The following is a 21,097-nucleotide window of genomic DNA, read 5'->3' as shown; positions in this document are numbered from 1 at the left end:
TGCTTGGGCTTTGAAAAAAACCGAAAAAAATATGCGAAATATCTAGAATTAAACTTGCACTGTATGTTATAATCCTTACAATTTTGTAAGAAAGTGAGTCTAAATGCCGTACGTAAAAGAAGTCTTCGATTACCTCAAAAGAACCAGCCCCTCCCAGACCGAGTTTTATCAGGCCGCCGAAGAGGTCCTCGAATCGCTCCGTCCTTTGATGGAAAAATACCCCAAATACCGCGAGCATAAAATCATTGAACGGATCGTCGAACCCGAGCGCCAGATTCTTTTCCGCGTTAACTGGGTCGATGACAAAGGCGAAATCCAGGTCAACAAGGGATTCCGCATCGAATTCAATTCCGCCCTTGGACCCTACAAAGGGGGATTGCGCTTTCACCCGAGCGTCAATGCGGGGGTTATCAAGTTCCTCGGATTCGAGCAGATCTTTAAAAATGCGCTGACGGGACTGCAAATCGGCGGCGGCAAAGGGGGAAGCGACTTCGATCCCAAAGGTAAATCGAACCGTGAAATCATGCGCTTTTGCCAAGCGTTTATGAGCGAACTGTTCCGCCACATCGGCGCGACGACCGACGTTCCTGCCGGTGATATCGGGGTCGGTGCCCGCGAAATCGGCTATATGTTCGGTATGTACAAAAAGTTGGCCAACAGCTACGAAGGGGTTCTGACAGGGAAATCGCTCAACTGGGGCGGTTCACTCGGGCGAACCGAAGCGACGGGGTACGGTTCGGTTTACTTTGCCAAATACATGCTTGAAGACCGCAACGAGACGCTCGAAGGGAAAATCTGTACGGTATCGGGCTCGGGCAACGTCGCGATCTACACGATTGAAAAACTCTACCATCTCGGTGCGAAACCTGTCACGTGCAGCGATTCGAACGGAATGATCTACGATCCCGAGGGGATTGACCTTGAACTCCTCAAAGAACTCAAAGAGGTCAACCGTGCGCGTCTGAGCGAATACGTCGCCCAGCGTCCGAACGCGACATACACGCCGGTATCCGAATATCCAGCCGGCCGCAATGCCGTATGGTCGGTCCCGTGTTTCGCGGCGTTCCCGAGTGCGACCCAAAACGAACTCAACCTCGCCGACGCGCAGGAACTGCTCAAAAACGGGTGCGTCTGTGTCAGCGAAGGGGCGAACATGCCCTCGACTCTCGAAGCGGTTCACGCGTTCATCGACGCAAAAATCTGCTATGGTCCGGGAAAAGCGGCCAACGCGGGCGGCGTAGCGACGTCGCAGCTTGAGATGGCGCAAAACGCTTCGATGGTGAGCTGGACGTTTGAAGAAGTCGATGCCAAACTCGCGCAGATCATGAAAAACATCTACCTCAACGCCAGTCAGACGGCGGCCGAATTCGGCCAGCCGACCAACCTGGTCCTTGGGGCCAATATCGCAGGCTTCCGCAAAGTTGCCGATGCGATGATCGAGCAGGGAATCGTCTGATTCCTGCTTTGGCGGGCCCCGTCGCCTGCCTCCGCTTTTCCTCCTTTTTCCCCTTTGCATTGCTCCCTAAGGATACCCCTGCTACAATCTTCTTATGAGAAAAAAAGCGTTGTGCATTATGAGCGGGGGCATGGATTCAACCCTCGCGGCGTATATGATGAGAGATGAGGGATACGGAATCGTGGCGCTGCATTTCAACTACGGGCAGCGTACCGTCCGTAAGGAACTTGAAGCGTTTCGTTCCATCTGCGCCGATCTGGGCGTCGAACACACGTACGAAATCGATCTCGATTTTTTTACCGCAATCGGGGCTTCGGCACTGACGGATCACACCATAGAGGTCCCTACCGGGGGGCTTGAAGCGGGAGTTCCGGTGACCTACGTACCGTTTCGGAACGGGATTTTCCTCTCGATTGCTACGGCAATTGCCGAAAAAGAGGGGTGCGAAGCGATCGCCATCGGCGTTGTCGAAGAGGACAGCAGCGGCTATCCCGACTGTACCGGCAATTTTATCGACGCGTTTGAAAAAGCGGCCAACCTGGGAACAAAAGAATCGACCCGAATTTCCATCAAAATGCCGCTTGTACGCCTGAAAAAATCGCAAATCGTCGTCGAAGCGGCGGCCCTCAACGTTCCGCTGCATCTGACGTGGAGCTGTTACAAGGACGAAGACGCGGCATGCGGTGTCTGCGACAGCTGCCGTTTGCGGTTGCGCGGATTCGAGGCGGCCGGCATGAGAGACCCGATTCCATATTGCCAATGACCTTTTGCGCCCGCACCTCCGCAATCCTCTACGAGTACCGTCCCCGTAACCGCAATACGTACATCACGGTAACGAAAGAGGGGGAAGTGTGCGTCCGCTCTCCGATACGCGACGAGCAACGGATCCGTGAGCTGTTGTGCCGAAAAGAAGAGTGGATACGAGAACACCTTGCGCGCATACATGAGCGGACCCGTGACGTTCACCGTCCGGGCGAGACGATCCGTTTCCGGGGAGAAAACGTGCCGCTTGGGCATTTCCCGGCATTGGAAAAAAAGCTCAAAAAATGCCAAAGCTTGATTGATATTGAAAAATATTACCACCGTTTTTACCGCGATGAAGCTCTTTTGACCTTACCTTCGCGCATCGAACACTATGCGCGGAAAATGGGGCTGCGCCCGAGCAGCGTCCGTTTTAAAAAAATGCGCCGCCGGTGGGGGAGCTGTGATGCACGGGGAATCGTGACGTTCAATACCCTGATGATGCAGCTTTCCTACGAACACATCGACTACATCATCGTCCACGAACTGGCCCATCTGCGTCACATGAACCATTCGGGGGAATTCCACGCTCTCGTCGCCTGTTTTTTGCCCGAGGAAAAGCGGCTGAGGCGGGAACTTCGGGAAATACATCCCTACTGAAGCAGACTTTCATAGAACCCCATCGATTTTAAGTGAAGCTGTAGCATGGAACGGCTAAAATGAAAAAACTTACACCAACAAGCGAGTCACACCATGATCCAGAGCTTCAGAGATCTTTTCAAAACCAGAAAAGCCGCGTATGGGGTTTTTGTTCTTGGGTTGGTGCTGAGCGTATGGGGATATGGGTACGCGCAGTCTACTATTCGGGAGAAAGAACAGCTCCGTTTCGAGACGCTGAGCGAACATGCTACACTGCTGATTCAGACACGAATGGATACCTACCGCGCTATGCTCCGTGCCGGGGTGGGGATGTTTGATGCCTCAGAGCAGCTGAACCGGAACGAATGGCGTCTTTTTGTATCGGATCTTCAGATTGCTGAAAAATTTCCCGGAGTTCAGGGGATCGGGTTCACCGAAATGATCCCTGCGGCAAAGCTGGATGAACACATACGGCGGATCCGTGCCGAGGGGTACCCGGACTACACGGTCCGCCCCCACGGCAAGCGCGACTACTACACCGCAATCATCTATCTCGAACCGTTCGATATGCGCAATCAGCGGGCATTCGGATACGACATGTTTTCCGAACCGGTTCGTCACGAAGCGATGATGCGGGCGATCGAAACAGGAAAAACGGCGCTGAGCGGAAAAGTGCGGCTGGTGCAGGAAAACAGTGTGGATGAGCAGGTGGGTTTTCTGATGTATCTGCCGGTGTTCCGCCGTGGGGCGCCGTTGGAGACGACGGCGCAGCGGCTTCAGGCTCTGCATGGGTTCGTATACGCTCCGTTCCGGATCAAAAACCTGATGAACGGAGTATTGGGAAGCCGCTATGAAGACGTTGCATTCGAGATTTACGACGGAGCAAAACGTCCCGAAAATCTTCTGCTGGCTACCCATCCTGGTAAATCGCTCTCCGATCGGCTCGAAATCGAGAAAAAAATCACTATCGATGGAAAAGTGTGGAGCCTCTATTTCCACCCTTTGCAAGGGTTTTACGACGAGGCAAAGGACAACACCCCGTGGTGGATTCTGGGGTTTGGGATAGTGTTGTCGTTCGCGCTTTTCTGGATTATGCGTTCAGCGTATCGCCTCTCGGACAAAGCGCAGAAGCTGGCCGATGAGATGACCGAAATCCTCTCGCAGCAGAAAAAACGGCTGGATGGGATTATCGAAGGGACCAATGTCGGAACGTGGGAGTGGAACGTCCAGAGCGGCGAGACCATCTTTAATGAGCGATGGGCCCAAATCATCGGCTACACTCTCGAGGAGATCGCTCCGACATCGATTCAGACCTGGATCGACTACACCCACCCCGATGATCTCGTCCGGAGCGACCAGATGATCCAAAGGCATCTGGCCGGGGAGCTGGACTATTACGAATGCGAAGCCCGGATGCGCCACAAAGACGGAAGCTGGCGATGGGTTCTCGATCGCGGTAAGGTGACGACATGGAGTGAGGACGGGCAGCCGCTGATCATGTCGGGGACCCATCAGGAGATCACCGAAAACAAACTCTATCAAGAGGCGCTGCTTCAGGCGTCCAATTTTAACCGGGCGCTGCTGGACAACAGTGCGGTGGGGATTTTTCTGGGATCGGTGGAGCGTAAAATCATCGAGACAAACCGCAAACTCGCCGAAATGTTCGGATACCTCCCCGAGGAGCTGATTGGAGAAAGCCTTCGGATTTTTCACCTCTCGGATGAGCATTTTACCCGCTTTGCGGAATCCTACGAAGCGTTGCGCAAAAGCGGAAAAGCCAATCTCGTTTATCCGTTCCGTAAAAAAGACGGAACACCCATCTGGTGTCAGATTTCGGGGGTGATGATCGATACTGACGAGATCGAGCGGGGGATCATCTGGACGATGCTTGACATCACCGCCGAGAAAGAAATCAGCGAACAGCTCGAAAAAAATGAGACGCTCTTTCGCAAACTCTTCGAAAACATGAACAGCGGGGTCGTCATCTACGAGAGTGTTGAGGATGGCAAAGATTTCATCTTCAGAGAAGTCAACAGAGCTGTCGAGAGGATTGAAAAGATCAGAGGAGACGATCTCATTGGGAAGAAGGTGACCGAATGCTTTCCATCGGTCGAGCTGATGGGGCTTCTTGCGGTGATGCGCAGAGTCTATCGAAGCGGAGAGGGGGAGTTTTTCCCCATGAGCTGGTATGATGATGGGAAGATTTCGGGATGGAGAGAGAACTACGTCTATCGCCTCCCGACGGGAGAGCTGGTGGTGGTCTACGATGACGTGACGGAGCGCAAACAAGCCGAAGCGTCGATCCGGGAAGCCAAAGAGGAAGCGACGGCCGCGAATGCCGCCAAAAGCCAGTTTCTGGCCAATATGTCGCACGAGATCCGTACCCCGATGAACGCGATTCTGGGGTTGAGCGAGTTGATGCTCCAAATCGATCTTCCTCCGCAGCAGCACGATTATATCCATAAAATTCACACCTCTTCGAAACTGCTGTTGGGGATCATCAACGACATCCTCGATTATTCCAAAATCGAGGCGGGGAAACTGCAGCTCGAAAACCGCCCCTTTTCCCTCAGTTCCATTTTCTCCCAGTTGCGGGTTCTGTTTAGCCAGAAGGGGGTAGAAAAAGGGATTCAGCTCTATTTTCACCAAAGCGATGACGTTCCCGGGATCGTTGTGGGGGATGAACTGCGCCTCTCCCAGATCCTCATCAACCTGATCGGAAACGCTCTCAAATTTACCGAGAAAGGGGCGATCACGGCAGGGATCGAGATGGTTGATCGAGTGCATCCGCAGAGGGCACGGCTTCGATTGAGCGTCGAGGATACGGGGATCGGGATGAGTAAGGATCAGCTCGGGCGCCTCTTTAATCCATTTTCTCAGGCGGACAGTTCGACGACGCGACGCTATGGGGGGAGTGGGCTGGGGCTCTCGATCTCCAAACGGCTCGTCGAAGCGATGGGGGGAGAGATCGGTGTTGAGAGCGAGGAGGGGCGCGGTACGACGTTCTGGTTTACGGTGGAGGTTGGGGTTCAACGGTGGGAGCAGGAACATCCGCACATGCCATCCCCGTGCCGGGCGCTGGTAGTGGACGATCATGAGATCTCCCGAAACATTCTCATAATGATGCTGGGGCATTTCGGGTGTGAGTGTGTAACGGCAACGAACGGCAACGAAGCGCTGGGGATGATCCTCACCGCCGACCACGAAAACCGCGGATTCGACATCATTCTGATGGATTGGGAGATGCCGGGGATGGACGGCAAAGAGGCGATCAGAGAGATCCGCCGGTTGGAGCGGGAGGGGATTCTCAAACATACCCATCCGTTTGTGGTGATGCAAAGCGGCTATGCCCCTGAGCAGATCGGTACGGATGAGATCGAGATGGAGGCGTTTCTCTCCAAACCGGTGACCGAATCGGCGCTGTTCAATGCCATCAATCGGGCCAGAAACGGCACCTTTGTTACAAACGGAGACGATGTATCGGCGTGGAAAACCGACGAGAGGCTCAAAGGGATCCGAATCCTTCTGGCCGAGGACAATGAACTCAATCAGGAGGTGGTGAGCACGATGCTTCATCGGTTCGGCATCGAGGTAGAGGTGGCGAACAACGGCGAAGAAGCCATAGAACGGTTCCGATCCGATCGTGAGGGATTCGATCTGATTTTGATGGACGTACAGATGCCGGTGATGGGGGGATATGAAGCGACGCAGCAGATCCGTTCCCAAGAGGGGGGATACCGGATACCGATCATTGCCCTCACCGCCGCCGTGACGGTCGAAGACAAAGAGAGGGCGCTGAGTGCCGGGATGAGCGATCATCTGGGCAAACCGGTCGAAATGTCCAAACTCTACGAAATGATCGCGCGATGGTGCGGCCGGACGTTAGAATCCTCCGAAAGCGAGAACAAAGGGGAAAAAACCGCGACCGTCATCCTCGATGTGGAGTATCTGCGCACCATCGCCGACCAAGACGAGTCTAAAGTGCGGATGCTGCTGCGTACCCTCCATAGACAGCTGGAGGGGGAATTTTCCCCCCTTGTCGAAAAAATCAGATCGGACGATCCCGAGGCGAAATCGCTGATCCATGCCCTCAAAGGGGTGAGCGGAAATGTCGGAGCCGGAGCCCTTTTTGAGGTGTGCCGCCGTATCGATCAGCGGTATAAAGAGATGGAACCGGTCCCTGTAGAGGAGATCGAGGTGCTTGAGCGGTCGATGGAGGAGCTTACCCTCACCCTCATCCCACTGATCCGGGAGGAAGAGGAAGGGGCGTTTTTGGGTGAGTCCGAGGGGAAGGCGCTGTTCGAAGAGACCCTCCGTAACTGCGAAAACTTTAAAATCACCGACGCTCGGAAAACAAAGCAACTGCGGCAATGGTTGTCGGGGAGAGTTGAAGAGGAACGCCTTGAGCAATGGCACAGGGAGATGGACCGATTCGCCTATCCTCAGGCGTTAAAACAGATGAAAGAGTGGAAAATATGAGTATGATTAATAAAAAAGCGACGATCCTGATCGTTGATGACATGAGCACCAATATCTCGGTTTTGTACGATTTGCTTTGCGACGACTACGAAATCCAGGCGGCGACAAACGGGGAAGATGCCCTCGCAATCGCCCAAAGTGCCGAACGTCCCGACGTGATCCTCCTCGACATCGAAATGCCGGGGATGGACGGGTATGCGGTGTGTAAAGCGCTTAAGAATCTACCCCAGACCAAAGAAATTCCGATTATCTTCGTCACCGCCCGAAACTCTCCCGAAGATGAGGAACACGGATTCAATCTCGGTGCGGTCGATTACATCTCGAAGCCTTTTTATCCCGCGATCGTCAGGGTACGGGTGAAAACCATCGTCGACATGAAACTCAAAAACGATCTGCTCGAAGAGCTCTCGATGGTGGACGGTCTCACCCATATCGCCAACCGCCGCGCGTTTGATGAAACGTATCTCAAGAGATTTCGCGACAGCGAGCGGGAAAATCGGGCTCTGTCGGTCATGATGATCGACGTCGATTTTTTCAAAAACTACAACGACCACTACGGCCACGGCAAAGGGGATGAGTGTCTGATCCGGATCGCCGCCGCTCTCAACGCCGTGTTAAAGCGCCCCGGCGACATTGTTGCCCGTTATGGGGGGGAAGAGTTCGTCGTTTTGCTCGAATCGATCGATTATGAGGGAAACGAGACGGTTGCCCACCATCTCCTCGAAGCGGTGAGGAGATTGCAAATTCCCCATGAATACTCCAGTGCAGCGGAATTTGTGACGATCAGTATAGGAATTGCTGTGAAAACGGGGAAAACAACCCCCGAAACGCTTCTCAAACATGCCGATGAAGCACTCTACCGTGCAAAAAATGAGGGAAGAAACCGGTACGTTTATTATGCCGAGTCCGTTCCCCCCCTCTCCTAAAAAAAATCGAGTTCGAGCTGCTTCATCGACGAGCGCGACGGTCGAAGAACACTTTTATCCACTCCGGCGACCAGGGCAAAATGAAAATCCCTGCTTTGAAGGAGGGCAATGATCTCTTCGGGGTAGCGGTAAAAGAGGATGTTGTCGACGCCGATGGTGAGCGCCGAGCGCATCGTTTCGGGAAGAAGACAGATGATTTTTGCCCAGGAAGCCTGCGCGTCGAGAAAATCGATCTGTTCGTCGATCAGTTCGAGTAACGGTTCGAAAATGACGACCCGCTCGCTCGTTCCGAATTCTTTGATCTCCATCCGCGCGTTGGTAAAAACGGGGATAAAGTGGCCCATCTTGCTGAACCCCCGAATCTGAAACGGGATCCGCAGAAACGTGTAAAAAAACAGCAGGTGCTCAAGATAGGGGATGAAAAACGGCGAGAGCATCTGTCGCTCGTAAAACGTGTCGTTGTGGATGAAAGAGGTTTCGAAAAGGGTCTGCTCGATGATGGTGATCGTATTTTCCTGCGCCCGTATCAGCTGGGAATGCTCGATGAAGATATCGGGATCGGTCAGCGTCGGAGAGAATAGCACGATCGCTTTTTTTTCCAGAGGCCACAGTTTTTCCCACACTTCGCGCATGCTCCCCTCCACATTGCAAAAGGAGGGCGGGGTAGTGATCATCGTGGAGAGGTGCAGTGTAATGGGATCGCAGGCATAAACTTGCAGCTCTTTTTCGAGCAGATAGAAACGGAGCAGCTTTTTGAGTGCCGCATCGATGTTTTCGACTTTGATCCACGCAACTTCACTGTCGGCGATCTGGGTCGGGCGGTCGAACAGGACGCCGTAAGCGCCGTGCAGGAGCGCTTCCGGAATTTCGTCGGCCGAATAGGCGACGAACAATGATCCCCGCTTCACTTTGGAAGGGTCGAAGACGACATTCTCAAAGATGCTGACGGTCGGTGCCCCCAGGAGGTTTCCCTGCGTCAGTGCGAGGATATTTTCAAGCCTCATCCAATCGAACTTCCGCTCGTGCGTGGTTTTTCGGGACGTACGAGGCAGAGTCCCTCAGTGTCTTTGGCCGCGAGGATCATCCCCTCCGAGAGCATTCCCATAAGCTTCGCGGGTTTGAGGTTGGCAACGACGCACACCTGTGTTCCCACCAGCGATTCGGCGGAGTAGTATTCGCGGATCCCCGCGATGATCTGGCGGGGCGTCTCTTCGCCCAGATCGACCTGAAGCTTCAGGAGTTTCGAACTTTTGGGCACTTCCTCGGCTTCGAGGACGGTTCCGACTTTAAGCGAGGTCTGGAAAAACTGATCGATCGTGATAAGACCTTCACTGGGGACCGTACTCTCTTTTTTCTCCTCTTTTTTCGGCTCGGCCGCTTTGGGGGCTTCCTCGATCATCGCTTTGGGGGCTTCGCTCATCAGAGGCTCTTCGACGCGCGGGAAAAGGGGAGGGATTTTTTTGATCGTGAACGGGGCCAAAAGCTTTTTGTTGACGATCAGGTCGTTGTAACTTTGGGTATTGATCGCGAATCCCAGCGCATCGGCGATGGTGGCCGTGGTATTGGGCATGATGCCGTGCAGCATGACGGAGGCTTTGGCGAGTAGATTGGCGACGAGGGCGACGGTGGCGAGGGCTTCGTCCGTTCGTCCCTCTTTGATTTTGCTCCAGGGCGCATGCTCTTCGATGGCCTTGTTCCCGATCGTGAAGACTTTCCAGAGTTCTTCGAGGTAACGGTGAATCTGCAGCTCCTCAAGATAAGGAGGGAGCGCGTCGAGGAGCGCGTGCGCATCGCCCAGTTCGCGTGCGTGGTATTTTTCGACGTCAACACTGTCGATGCGGAAGTCGGAATATTTTTCACTCATTCCGATGATGCGGTTGAGCAGGTTCCCAAGATCGTTGGAGAGATCGGAGTTGAGGCGGTCGATGAGGGCACGCTGCGAAAAGTCCCCATCCTGTCCGAACGGCACTTCGCGCATCATGAAATAGCGGAAATTTTCGGCGCCGTAGTGCTTGGAAACTTCGCGCGGATCGACGACGTTCCCTTTGGATTTGGACATTTTTTCGCCGTCGCGGGTCCACCACCCGTGCGCTCCGATGTGTTTGGGAAGCGGCAACCCGAGACTCATCAAAAACGCCGGCCAGTAGATCGCGTGGAATCGGAGGATGTCTTTGCCGACGAGCTGAACGTTGGCGGGCCAGAACGACATTTTGGCTTCGTCGGTGCCGTATCCCAGCGCCGTTACATAGTTCATGAGGGCGTCGAGCCAGACGTACATGACGTGTTTTGGTTCGTTGAGGGATTCGGGGAGCGGAACCCCCCAGCTAAAGCTCGTCCGGGTGACGGAGAGGTCGTTGAGACCGCTTTTGACGAAGCTCATTACCTCGTTACGGCGCGATTTGGGAAGGATGAATTCGGGGTGTGCTTCGTAATAGTCGAGCAACGGCTTTTCGTACTTGCTGAGACGGAAGAAATAACTCTCTTCCTTGACGATGGTGGTAGGACGTCCGCAGTCGGGGCAGCATCCGCCGTCCATGAGCTGCGACTCGGGGAAAAACGTTTCGCAGCTGACGCAGTAGTTCCCCTCGTAAAAGTCTTTGTAAACGTCGCCGTTTTCGACCATTTTCGCGAATGCGGCCTGGACTCCTTTTTTGTGCGCGGCATCGGTGGTCCGGATGAACTGGTCGTAGCTGATGCCGAACTCGTCCCAGAGGTTGCGGAAGGTGGCGCTGATCTCGTCGGCAAACTGCTGTGTCGGCTTGTTCTGTTTTTTCGCCGATTCCTCGATTTTCTGGCCGTGTTCGTCGGTACCGGTGAGAAAATAGGTTTCGTTGCCGACGAGGCGCGAGTGGCGGGCGAGGGCATCGGCGATGAACGTGGTGTAGGCATGACCGATGTGGGCTTCGCCGTTGACATAGTAGATGGGGGTGGTAATATAGTTTTTGCTCATAAAATTTCCTTCCTAAAAATCAAATCCGCCGGTTTCGCCCTTGGACATGCTTTCGTACACGCTCCGGACGTATTTTCCCCGTGTTTCGCACCCGATGCACTCGGGGCAGTCGTAGCAGCTTTCAAGTTTTTTCTCCTCCTGGCACGCCCGAAGGGTGCGGGTTGCCTCTTCGAGCCGCTGCTCGAAAACGTCACTGTTCCCGTGCATAGACACTCATAACCTCTTCGACTTCCTCGGACGAGCCGAAGAAACACGGACTCGTGTCGTGGACGTGCGCGTGGATTTTCTCCAGTACCCGCCCTTTGCCGTCGACCGCTTTTCCGCCGGCCGTTTCGAAGACGAAGGCGAAAGGAAAAACCTCGAACAGCATCCGCAGTTTCCCCTCCGGTTTGTCGGCTGCGCCGGGGTAGCTGAACAGACCGCCGCCTTTGAGGAGAATCTGGTGCAGATCGGGAACCATACCGCCCGAATAGCGCAGGCGATAGCCGCGCGCGAAGAACGAATCGATCATCGCTTTGTGGTAGGGGGCCCAGTGTTGCTGCGTACCGCCGGGGGCCATGATTTTTCCCTTAGCGTTCAAGCGGATCTCCTTGACGTACTCGAATTCGCCGTTTTGGAGCAGATAAAGAGATGCTTTGCCGTCCTGGGCAAATACGAGCTCGACGCGCGGACCGTAAACGACGTAGCAGGCCGCAACCATCCGTTTCCCCGAAAACCCGCCGTCGTAAATGCCGAAAATCGATCCGACGCTGAGATTGACGTCGACGAGCGATGAACCGTCGAGCGGATCGAACGCGATGAAATAGCGCCCCTCTTCATTGAGCGTCATGGGATGTTCTTTTTCTTCGCTGGCGATGGTGTGGACCGATGCGATTTTGCTCAGTTCCTCTTCGATAATGAGGTCGCTTTGGATGTCGAGCTGAAGCTGCGTTTCCCCGGAGCTGTTCTGTTCTTGCGAATAACCGATGTCTTTGACGTCGATGGCGTGTTTGATGCGGATCGCGCTTTTCTGGATCGCTTCTAAAATCGTGTTCATTCAAGTACCTTTGCGTTGTCTAAAATCCATCCGATCACCTGATCGGGGTTGTTGAGATCGAGCAGATCGATCCCCGCGGGGACCGTATAGCGGGCGGTGTCGATCGTGTCGTCGACCGCTAGGGCGTTCATGTAGGGAAAATAGTCGGTATCGATCGATCCCCGGAAAATGCTGATGCGCGGGAGGGGGAGGTTTTTGAGCCCCTCGACCAGCAGCACGTCGAACTCGCCGAACAGGGCGATCAGCTCGTCGAGTTCTTTGTGCCGTTTGGAAAAATAGGTGGTGCGCGTCGGGGAAGTGACGATCACTTCGGCCCCCGTATCGCTGAACTTGTAGCTGTCTTTTCCGGGAACGTCGAACTGGGCCTTGTCTTTGGGGTCGTTTTTGACGATGGCGACCTGCAGACCGTGCTCGTGGATCAGTTTTCGGGCCACTTTGAGAATAAGGGTCGTTTTGCCGCTGTTGGAGGGGCCGGTAAACGCAACCGCTAGTCGTTTTTTCAAAAATCGTACCTCGAGTAAAAATAGGGGATATTATAGTCAACTATCATTGAAATTTTGTTAAGATAGTGTATCTGAACCACTTTTAAGGACGATTATGCGATTTTCACTTGTAGCGCTGGCGGCCGTTTTGGCACTTGGCGGATGTTCCCAGAAAGGGGCGTTCGATCTGTTCACGATGGACGAGGCCCACGAGCGCTCGGTCGAGCAGCTCCGTACCGCCAGTATTGTCAAATCGATGGAGACCAAAGCGATTGTCTCTGCCGTGTATCTCAACCCCGTCTATCCGGGACAATACCGTGACGGCGAGTATTTCATGGCCGCTTTTTATTTTGAAAAGCGCAACCAGGACGTTAAAAAATGGACGTTGGAAGACCACGGTTACACACTGACGCTCAACGTCGCGGACGTCGATTCCAAAACGAAAAAGCCCATTACGCGGGCGATCGCACCCGCTTCGATGGAAGAGATCAAGGAGAACGATCCCCGCCGTTCGCTTATTCCGATCCAGAACAACTGGAACCGCTATTTCCTGATCCGTTTCGAACCGGTCACCGGGCCGGGGCTTGCGCTGCGGCTCGAAAACAATCAGACAGGGTCGGCTGTGTTAAATTATCAAAAATCCGAGTGATCGAAACGCTCTCCCCCAGGATCTTCTTGTAGATCACGTAATTGGCAAGAACTTTCTTGCCGTATTCCCTGCTTTCCGCATTCCAGACGAGTTCCATACTCATAAACGGTTCGTGCTCCCCGTTTAGAAAAACCCCCTCCGCCGTAATCAGCCGTTTCGTAAAGCCGATGCCGCCGTTGTAGGCGTAGGCTTTAAACACGGGGTTGTAAAGGGTGTTGTCGATGTGTTTGAGATGCTCGATCGCATAGGGAATGTTGAACTGGGGGTTGAACATATCCTGATACGAAGAGACTTTGAGGGGGTGGATTTTGGAGATCGAATCGACATTGAACGGCATGATCTGCATCAGGCCCAGTGCGAAGGAACGCGAGATCAACCCCGGAATCAGCCGGGTCTCCTGGCGCATGAGCGCATAGAGAAACGCTTTTTGGTCGTTGTCGATCCCTTGCAGATAGCGCTCGTAGGGCATGGTGAAATTATGAACGTAGGGCTGGTAAACCCGTTCGATCATGTACGCCTGCACGGCGAGCGAATCGTCTCCTTCGTAGCGTTCGACGAGGCGGTAGAGTTCTTCGGGCGGCGTGGCGACCATTTCGCGGTGAAGACGGTTCCATTCGAACGGATCGTCCCCTTTGAATCCTCCGGGGCCGCTGGTCGGAAGGGTCGTGAAATAGTTTTCGGTTTCGACGCCCAGACGTTCCCTGGCCCACAGGACGTACATATTGATGTCCAGGCTCTCGGAGAGCTCACGAAGCATCGCGTCATCCGACGTGACACGGTAGATCCAGAAGGTGCATTTGTCCCGTTCCATCGGGGAAGGGGCTTTGCGCTTGGCTTCGAGCAGGTGGAAATGGGCATTGTCGGCGCGCCCGTAGCGAAGGGCGTTGATCCCGAGATAAAAATGAGTCTGGAATCCGTAAGATCCGCCGCTGACGTTGGCCAGCGAAGCGTGCAGTTCGCCCAGTTTCGGGTCGGTGACGCTCCAGTACACCAGCTGGGCAAAACCGTTCATCGACGTCAGGGAAGCAAGGCTTTCGAGATCGATGGGGTGGTTGAAATGCTCATGCCGGTATTGAGGAGAGGAAAGGTTGAAGAGCTTCAGCGACGCTTCGAGGTCGCTGTAGGGGGCGAAGTGATTGTTATGGTTCATCGTACGCAGCCATTGAACGTCGCCGAAACGGTCCCCCAGGCGTGTCGCGATCAGCTCACGCTCGTAGCTTTCGAGCATCTGCGCTTTTTGAGGGGTGAGGGCGAGGTAGAGGCAGTCGTCCTGCTCGATCGCCATGAGCTGGGTGGAGACTTTCTGCATGCAATCGGCGGTGTAGCGGATTTCGCTCTCGTCGGTTTTGGCAGCATAGTCGAACAAGAAACGCGGGTTGACCGTATCGATCTGGTAAAACGCTTCGCTTGCCGCGGAGGCGTTGATGTCTTGTTTCAGAAATTGCCAGATGAGGAAGTTCTTTTCCCGGGAAGGGGGTTTGGAAGCGATCTCATCGAGGGTGACGGCGGATGCCGAACAAACCAGCAACGCCCCCAGAAACAGTGAACGGCCGATCATCCGACCACCATTCCGTTTATGATATTAATCAATATCACATCGGCCACGTTCAGCAGAACGATCAAAATGATCGGTGCGAGGTCGATACCGTTGAAAACGGTCGGCATCATGCGTCGGATAGCGCGGTATGCCGGCTCGGTCAATCGGTAAATGATCTGCACGATAGGGTTGTAGGGGTCGGGACGGACCCAGCTGAGCAGGGCGCCGATGATGACGACCCAGATATAGACGGTGAGAAGGGAATGGACGATGCCGCCCAGTCCCGCGATAATGCCGCTCATCATTTGGCCACCTCTTTGATGTAGTTTTTAAGATACCGATACAGATCGGCGAGTTCGGGGCCGTTTTCGGAACCGCTGATAAGAATGCGCAGCGGTTTGAAAAAGTTTTCCCCCTGGAGACCGCTGTGTTCGGCAAGATAGTTACTGTACGCTTCGAAATCGTCGAAATGGGGCGCCTTGAGCGTCAGGTCCCGCAACACGTCAAACCCCTCTTTGTATTCGTCGGGGACGATTTTCGGAGCGAACACCGCGCCGATTTTTCCCCGCAGTTCTTTGAGGGTTACGGCTTCATCGAGGAACACTTTGGCGAGGTTGCCGATCTCTTCGTCGGCAAAGCCGACGTAACGCGAAAGCTCTTTGGGGTCAAGCCCTTTGAGGTGTTCGCGGTTGATGAATTTGAGCTTGTCCATGTCGAACCGGACGGGCGCTTTGGAAAGGGTGCGCAGGTCGAACCATTTGATCGCCTCTTTGAGGGTGAAAATTTCCGTCGGCGTTTTGTTCCCCATCAAGATCAGGTAGTTGCTGATCGCTTCGGGGAGGTATCCTTCCTCCAGCAGCCATTTGACGCTCGAAGCCTCGTCGTGCCCGGACGTTTCCTTCCCTTCGTCGTTGAGGATGACGGGCAGATGGGCGTATTCGATCGTTTTGGTATACCCCAGGGCGCGGTGGATGGCGATTTGTTTGGGGGTATCGGAGAGATGGTCTTCGCCGCGGATGATGAGGGAGATGTCGGCGAGCATGTCGTCGACCGCACACGCGAAGTTGTACGTCGGATACTTGTCGGCGCGCATCAGGATGAAACTGTCGATTTCATCGGGTTCGAATGTGGACTCCCCCTTGATGATGTCTTTGACGGTGATCGGCTCGGAAGGTTTTTTCAGGCGGATGGTAAAGGGGTTTTCGTTATCGATGACGGCTTCTGCGGGGAGGTTCTCACACGCGCCGTCGTAACGGTAGGCGGTGCGGGCCGCTTTTGCCGCTTCGCGTTTGGCCTCAAGCGTTTCGGGGGGACAAAAGCAGTTAAACGCTTTTTTGTCCTGGAGAAGCTGTAGCGCCATGGCGCGGTGGAAGCGCAGATTGTTGCTCTGGAGCTGCTGCTCTTGGTACTCGATCCCAAAGAGGGCGAGGATGTCGAAAATCTCTTTCTCTTTCCCGGGGATAAAGCGTTCTTTATCGGTGTCTTCGATGCGTATGAGAAGAGGTTCTTCGCGCTGTACGGCGCATATGTAGTTGAACAGGGCTACACGAAGATGGCCGATGTGCATATCGCCGGTCGGGCTTGGGGCAATACGAAGCATAAATATTTTCCTGATTTTTTTCTTTATATTCTATCAGAAACTCGGTTTACCGGAGCTTTGAGCACTTTTAAGCGGACTCATCCGCACGATTCGATACAATCGTTACAGTAAATAATTTATATCGCCGGGTGAATGAGTGTCCAAGGAAAAAATCGCAAAATACGCCAGACATTTCGATCTGGCCGTGATACAGGAAGAGGGGAGCGAAATCCCTTTTGCCAAAGCGGCGGCGGCTCTGTTCCGCAACGTTACGTTTATCACCCCCTCGCAGGCGGCAAAAGCTCACGGCGAATACCACCTGATGATCGTATGCCTGCCGACACCGCGCCTGATATCCCCTTCGCTGGGCAATGTTCTCGCCTCAATACATCGCCTTGAAACCCTCGTTATGGCCCCTGACTGCAATGATAACGACGTCCTGCGGGGGGCGATGAGGCTGCGCGCGTGGGGTGTCGTCCCCTTTGCTGCCGACGCCGAAGAATTCCATAGCGCCCTCGCGGGAATTTTCCCCGTTCTTGTCCGTGCTTACAACGATGCGGTGATCCACGGTTTCCAGCGCCATATAACCGAACATTCCAATACGTTGTTCTGTATCTGCAAAAACGGTAAAAGCGCATACGTGAATGAACTGCTCAAACACCACTTCGGCATCAGCCGCCTTGACGAATTCGACCGTTTCATCGCCGACAGCGATCTTGCCGTAATGATGGCTCAGCCCGGATCGAACCAGAAAGTAGTGGAGATCGAGAGCGTTCTGGAAGGGCAAAAAGCCTATTTCGTCAATACCCATCCGCTTAAAGGGAATGAAACGCTCATTGCGATGATTCCGCTCAAAGCTCCCTTGCAAAGCTGCGAACAGCGGATTCACAACCGGATGGAGTTTATCGAACGGCTCAAAGACGCCTTTGTCGTCCACAAAAAAGAAAACGAATCGATCCCGGTCATCATGGTGCATGTCGAAAACAGCGATAAAATCATCGCGCTCAACGGCGAGCATCTCTACCACGAACTGTACAAAGAGATCCTCGCCCGGGCGAAAAGCTATTTCGGTCGCGATGCCCAGATCGCACAGTGGCATAAAAATGTTTTTACGGTTATGCACGAGCGCGCCGGACTCGATGAACTCAAAGAGACGCTGGAGCGGTTCCACCACGACGTCAGCGCCCACGTGAACATCGAGGGGAATGTCCCCGTGCTCAATTCGTTCGTGATCGACATGAAAGGTTCGGAACTGGACAAAGCAATCCGCATCATCGACAACATTCATCAAAAAAACCTCCTCTCCGCCGATATCGCGAACCTTGTACATCACGAAATCAGCGTGGGAGAAGGGGTTTTGGACGATACCGAAGAGGCGCTGTATTATCTCGAGAAACTGATGCTGAACAAAACTCCCATCAAGCTTTTGAATTTTTACAAAGGGATCCGGATCAGCACCCCTGCACGACTGGTCAAACTATCCGAGGGATTGGCGTACCTTGCGATCGAAAAAATACAGGGATATGCGATGAAGCTCGAAGGGCATACCGTCATCCAGTCCCCCGGTTTCCCTTTCGACCTCCAATCCGACATCAAAATCGTCGACGTCGGCAAAAAAATCGCCGTCCTCTCCCAGTTTCAGCCGCTCGAGGCTTCCGCCAACAACCGGCAGTACATCCGCATCCAGAGCGACCACCGGATGCATGTAACGCTGACTTCACCCAAAAACGTGAGTGCTGGGACGATTCTGGATATTTCGATCAAATCGATTGCGTGCCGTATCGGGAGCGGTAAGACTCCGCCGGACGTAGGGACGTCGGTTATGCTGCAGTTTAACCTGCCTATTGCCCGTTTTGAGGGGGGGATGGTCCCGATGGCCGTATCGGGGAAAATACAGTATCTCCAAAAAGAGGACGATTTTACGAAGCTCGTCGTTATTCTCGATCTCGAAGAACCTTACGAGAGTTATCTCATCGAATACATCTACAACCGTCAGCAGGCGCTGGTCAACGAAATCAAAACGATCGTCAACAAGCTCTAGTACGGTCAGAGGAGGAGTGTCTCCAGTGGCTCGGGCTCGTGCAGGTGGTATCCCTGCATGAATTCGATTCCCAGCGATACGACGCGTTCCATGACGCTTTGCGAATGGACGAATTCGGCCACGATTTCGATACCCATCGCCTGAGCCAGCGACACGATCGCTTTGACCGTGATGAAAGCATTGGGATCGGTATCGATATTTTGGATAAGGCTTCCGTCGATTTTCAAGTAATCAACCCCGATGCTTACGAGGTAATTGAAATTGGAATAGCCGCTTCCGAAATCGTCAATCGAGATGCGGCATCCTAACGCTTTTGCCCGTTCGATAAAACGGCCGGTTTCGCTGTGTGCCGCATCGATTTGTTCGGTTTCAACCAGCTCGATGATGATTCTTCCCTGCAGGGCGTATTTTTCGATGGAGTTGAAGAAAAACGCCGTCACGTCGTTGTTGACGATATCCTCAAAGGTGAGATTGACCGAAAAAACGGCCTGATTGCCTTTGAAATAATCGAATACGCACGCGAGCATCTGCAGGGTCATTTTTTCGTACAGTCCGGCAATTTTGGACTGTTCCAAAAATCGGTATGGGGTTAGTATTTCACCCGAAGGGGTGACGAGGCGCATGAGCGTCTCGATTTTGAAGCTGTTGTCGCGGGTGTTGAAGATTTTCTGTCCGAAAGCGATAATCCGTCTGTATTTGATCGCGTGTTGGATCAAGGCCGTTGTCTCTTTGGCCTGTTTGAGTTCATTTTCGATTTCGACGTTGCGGTTGAAATCGATAAAGGAGAGATGGTTGACTTTGGCATAATGCAACGCCATATCGCATTTCATCCGCAGATTGTTCTCGCTGCGGGCATAGGCTACGAGCAGATCGACGTTCAGGCTGGTTCCGGAGAGGTCGAACGGTTCGCTTTCGAGGTGGTTGATAATGCGCCCAAGTTCCGATCGGACGTCACTTTCGGACCCCTCATCAAACAACAGCGCGAATTCGTCTCCCGATACCCGGTAGATTTTTGCGGTGGAGACCAGCGTGTTGAGCTTATGGGCAAACTGCCGCAGCAGCATGTCGCCCGTTTCATAGCCGTAGGATTCGTTGATGGCACGGAAGCGCTTGATATTGAGGAGCGCAAGCGACTGTACCCCTTCTATGGCGAGGTCTTCGGTGAGCTGCTGGCGGTTCGGAAGCCCTGTCAGGGAATCGGTCGTTTGGCGGGCGATCTGCTCCATCCGTACAAAGAGTTCGGTGACGTCGATTGCGATCGAGATGTATTCCACCGATTCGCGGGCAGGGGAGTAGATGGGGGCGATTACCGAACGCAGATAATAGGTTTTTCCGTCCTTGGCCCTGTTTTTGATGATGCCTATGTATACGTCGCCGTTCAAAAGGGTCGACCACAGCCGCGTGTAAAATTCGCGCGGCAAATCGGGGTGTTTCGTAATGTTGTGTTTGTTTCCGATCAGTTCGCCAGCGGAGAAACCGCTGATGGTTTCAAACGCTTTGTTGGTATAGGTAATGTAGCCATCGCGGTCGGTTTTCGAGACGATGTACCCCAGATCGATTACCGTTTTGTAGTTTTCCAGTACCGCCGTATTTGTAAAATAGTCACTTACCGCACGGGCGATGTTCCCCATTTCGTCATGCTGTGAGGGGAGACGGCCGAGTATGCGCGGATCTTTTGCCCGGATCGATTCGGCTATCTGTTTTAGCGGTTTTGTGACGAGGCGCAACAGGATCAGGGACAAGAGCGCGACGAAAATTATTCCCACCGCGAGGATAAACACGAGCTGCGTTTTGAAAATCGAATCGACGATTTCACCTGTGGCGGTAGTGAGCCGGACACCCAGATGGGCAACCGCTTTTCCTTCATGTGAGGCCAACGGATAAAGGAAGTCGTACGTTTTGCCATTTTTGGCCAGTTCGACGCTTTGTTTGGTGATTTTGGCGAGATCGGCGATATAACGCGGTGACCATACTTTGGCGATGACAAAATACCCTTTCGGAGGCGATTGGCGCATGAAATCCGATGATGGCTGGATGGGGGAGGAAAAGACCTGGATCAGATAGCCGTTTTCGACGATAAAATAATATGAAAACAGCGGAACGGCGGAGCTGAGTGTCGATAGCGGGAGCCGTTTTCTCAGATCGGGAAGGGCGGAGGAGGACTGGTCGTAATGGACTACCTGACCGCGGGTATCGTAAACGGCGCAGTAGTCGATGTGATTGACGTGCATCGGTTCTTTGAGGTTGACCTCGGCCCACTGGTGGTTTTTGCTCTCTACGAACGAAACCAATTCGTCCCAGTAGGAGTAATCGTAATTCATGGTTTGGAATTTGTCGCCGTGAAGGTCGAGCAGTTCGCCGAAGGTTGCCTGAAATTCCTGTACCCGGATGTTTTGAAGCTCGTCGATTTTTTGGGCGTTGTATTTCCAGAAATAGAGAAACGAGAGGATGAAAAGCGACAATGCCGATACGATCAGCAACAAAATCTTATTGTTCAGGCTCACGCATCAGACCTTTAGAAAAAGTAGTATATGGGATCCGTAATGTAACGTTGCAAGTTTAATGCAAGGAAGCTTAAAACG

Annotated in this window: 16 protein-coding genes; 7 read left to right on the top strand and 9 right to left on the bottom strand. The window is 53.5% G+C overall.

The window, feature by feature from the left end:
- The first annotated feature begins 103 nt into the window (after positions 1–103).
- The 5 genes from gdhA (at position 104) to E0765_RS03725 (ending at position 8,241) form a co-directional block, all read left to right on the top strand.
- Entirely contained in the window at positions 104–1,456 is a 1,353-nt protein-coding gene (gene gdhA / locus E0765_RS03745; RefSeq protein WP_132811885.1) for an NADP-specific glutamate dehydrogenase, read from the top strand.
- A 94-nt stretch (positions 1,457–1,550) separates the two neighbouring features.
- The gene (gene queC / locus E0765_RS03740; protein WP_132811884.1) at positions 1,551–2,219 is read left to right on the top strand and encodes a 7-cyano-7-deazaguanine synthase QueC; all 669 of its coding nucleotides are present in this window, start codon (positions 1,551–1,553) and stop codon (positions 2,217–2,219) included.
- A complete protein-coding gene (locus E0765_RS03735) occupies positions 2,216–2,857 on the top strand; it encodes a M48 family metallopeptidase (RefSeq protein WP_165921652.1) in 642 nt (213 codons plus the stop codon). Before queC ends, E0765_RS03735 begins: the two co-directional genes overlap by 4 nt.
- A gap of 93 nt (positions 2,858–2,950) precedes the next feature.
- Entirely contained in the window at positions 2,951–7,315 is a 4,365-nt protein-coding gene (locus tag E0765_RS03730) for a CHASE domain-containing protein (RefSeq protein WP_132811882.1), read from the top strand.
- Positions 7,312–8,241, top strand: a complete 930-nt coding sequence (locus tag E0765_RS03725; protein WP_132811881.1) for a diguanylate cyclase — start codon at positions 7,312–7,314, stop codon at positions 8,239–8,241. The genes E0765_RS03730 and E0765_RS03725 overlap by 4 nt, the downstream gene beginning before the upstream one ends.
- Here the strand turns inward: E0765_RS03725 and E0765_RS03720 are convergent.
- From E0765_RS03720 to mobB, 5 genes are read right to left on the bottom strand one after another with little or no spacing between them, the layout of a single operon-like run.
- A complete protein-coding gene (locus E0765_RS03720; RefSeq protein ID WP_132811880.1) occupies positions 8,238–9,245 on the bottom strand; it encodes a hypothetical protein in 1,008 nt (335 codons plus the stop codon). The genes E0765_RS03725 and E0765_RS03720 overlap by 4 nt on opposite strands.
- Positions 9,242–11,191 (bottom strand): methionine--tRNA ligase, encoded by a 1,950-nt coding sequence (metG, locus tag E0765_RS03715; RefSeq protein WP_132811879.1) that lies wholly within the window; start codon positions 11,189–11,191, stop codon positions 9,242–9,244. The genes E0765_RS03720 and metG overlap by 4 nt, the downstream gene beginning before the upstream one ends.
- Positions 11,192–11,203: 12 nt before the next feature.
- The gene (locus E0765_RS03710) at positions 11,204–11,398 is read right to left on the bottom strand and encodes a hypothetical protein (protein ID WP_132811878.1); all 195 of its coding nucleotides are present in this window, start codon (positions 11,396–11,398) and stop codon (positions 11,204–11,206) included.
- A complete protein-coding gene (locus E0765_RS03705) occupies positions 11,382–12,227 on the bottom strand; it encodes a class 1 fructose-bisphosphatase (protein WP_132811877.1) in 846 nt (281 codons plus the stop codon). Before E0765_RS03705 ends, E0765_RS03710 begins: the two co-directional genes overlap by 17 nt.
- On the bottom strand, positions 12,224–12,730 hold the full coding sequence (mobB, locus tag E0765_RS03700; protein WP_132811876.1) for a molybdopterin-guanine dinucleotide biosynthesis protein B: 507 nt from the start codon (positions 12,728–12,730) through the stop codon (positions 12,224–12,226). The genes E0765_RS03705 and mobB overlap by 4 nt, the downstream gene beginning before the upstream one ends.
- Before the next feature lie 94 nt (positions 12,731–12,824).
- On the opposite strand from mobB, the gene E0765_RS03695 reads away from it, so the two are divergent.
- A complete protein-coding gene (locus E0765_RS03695; RefSeq protein ID WP_132811875.1) occupies positions 12,825–13,358 on the top strand; it encodes a hypothetical protein in 534 nt (177 codons plus the stop codon).
- Here the strand turns inward: E0765_RS03695 and E0765_RS03690 are convergent.
- The 3 genes from E0765_RS03690 to gltX are packed head-to-tail and all read right to left on the bottom strand — an operon-like array spanning position 13,279 to position 16,495.
- Positions 13,279–14,916 carry a transglycosylase SLT domain-containing protein gene (locus E0765_RS03690; protein WP_132811874.1) on the bottom strand — a complete coding sequence of 546 codons (1,638 nt, stop codon included), beginning with the start codon at positions 14,914–14,916 and terminating at the stop codon, positions 13,279–13,281. The genes E0765_RS03695 and E0765_RS03690 overlap by 80 nt on opposite strands.
- Complete coding sequence (locus E0765_RS03685; protein WP_132811873.1) at positions 14,913–15,200, bottom strand: YggT family protein; 288 nt, start codon at positions 15,198–15,200, stop codon at positions 14,913–14,915. The genes E0765_RS03690 and E0765_RS03685 overlap by 4 nt, the downstream gene beginning before the upstream one ends.
- Positions 15,197–16,495 carry a glutamate--tRNA ligase gene (gene gltX / locus E0765_RS03680; RefSeq protein WP_132811872.1) on the bottom strand — a complete coding sequence of 433 codons (1,299 nt, stop codon included), beginning with the start codon at positions 16,493–16,495 and terminating at the stop codon, positions 15,197–15,199. Before gltX ends, E0765_RS03685 begins: the two co-directional genes overlap by 4 nt.
- 136 nt (positions 16,496–16,631) lie before the next feature.
- Here gltX and E0765_RS03675 point away from each other — a divergent pair, with 136 nt between their 5' ends.
- On the top strand, positions 16,632–18,515 hold the full coding sequence (locus E0765_RS03675) for a PilZ domain-containing protein (RefSeq protein WP_132811871.1): 1,884 nt from the start codon (positions 16,632–16,634) through the stop codon (positions 18,513–18,515).
- Positions 18,516–18,520: 5 nt separating this feature from the next.
- Here E0765_RS03675 and E0765_RS03670 read toward each other — a convergent pair whose 3' ends face one another.
- On the bottom strand, positions 18,521–21,019 hold the full coding sequence (locus E0765_RS03670; RefSeq protein ID WP_132811870.1) for an EAL domain-containing protein: 2,499 nt from the start codon (positions 21,017–21,019) through the stop codon (positions 18,521–18,523).
- Positions 21,020–21,097: the final 78 nt, after the last annotated feature.

Source organism: Sulfuricurvum sp. IAE1, assembly GCF_004347735.1.
GTDB lineage: Bacteria > Campylobacterota > Campylobacteria > Campylobacterales > Sulfurimonadaceae > Sulfuricurvum.
Note: the sequence above shows the minus strand (reverse complement) of the source record. Positions and strands in the feature narration are given on the sequence as shown.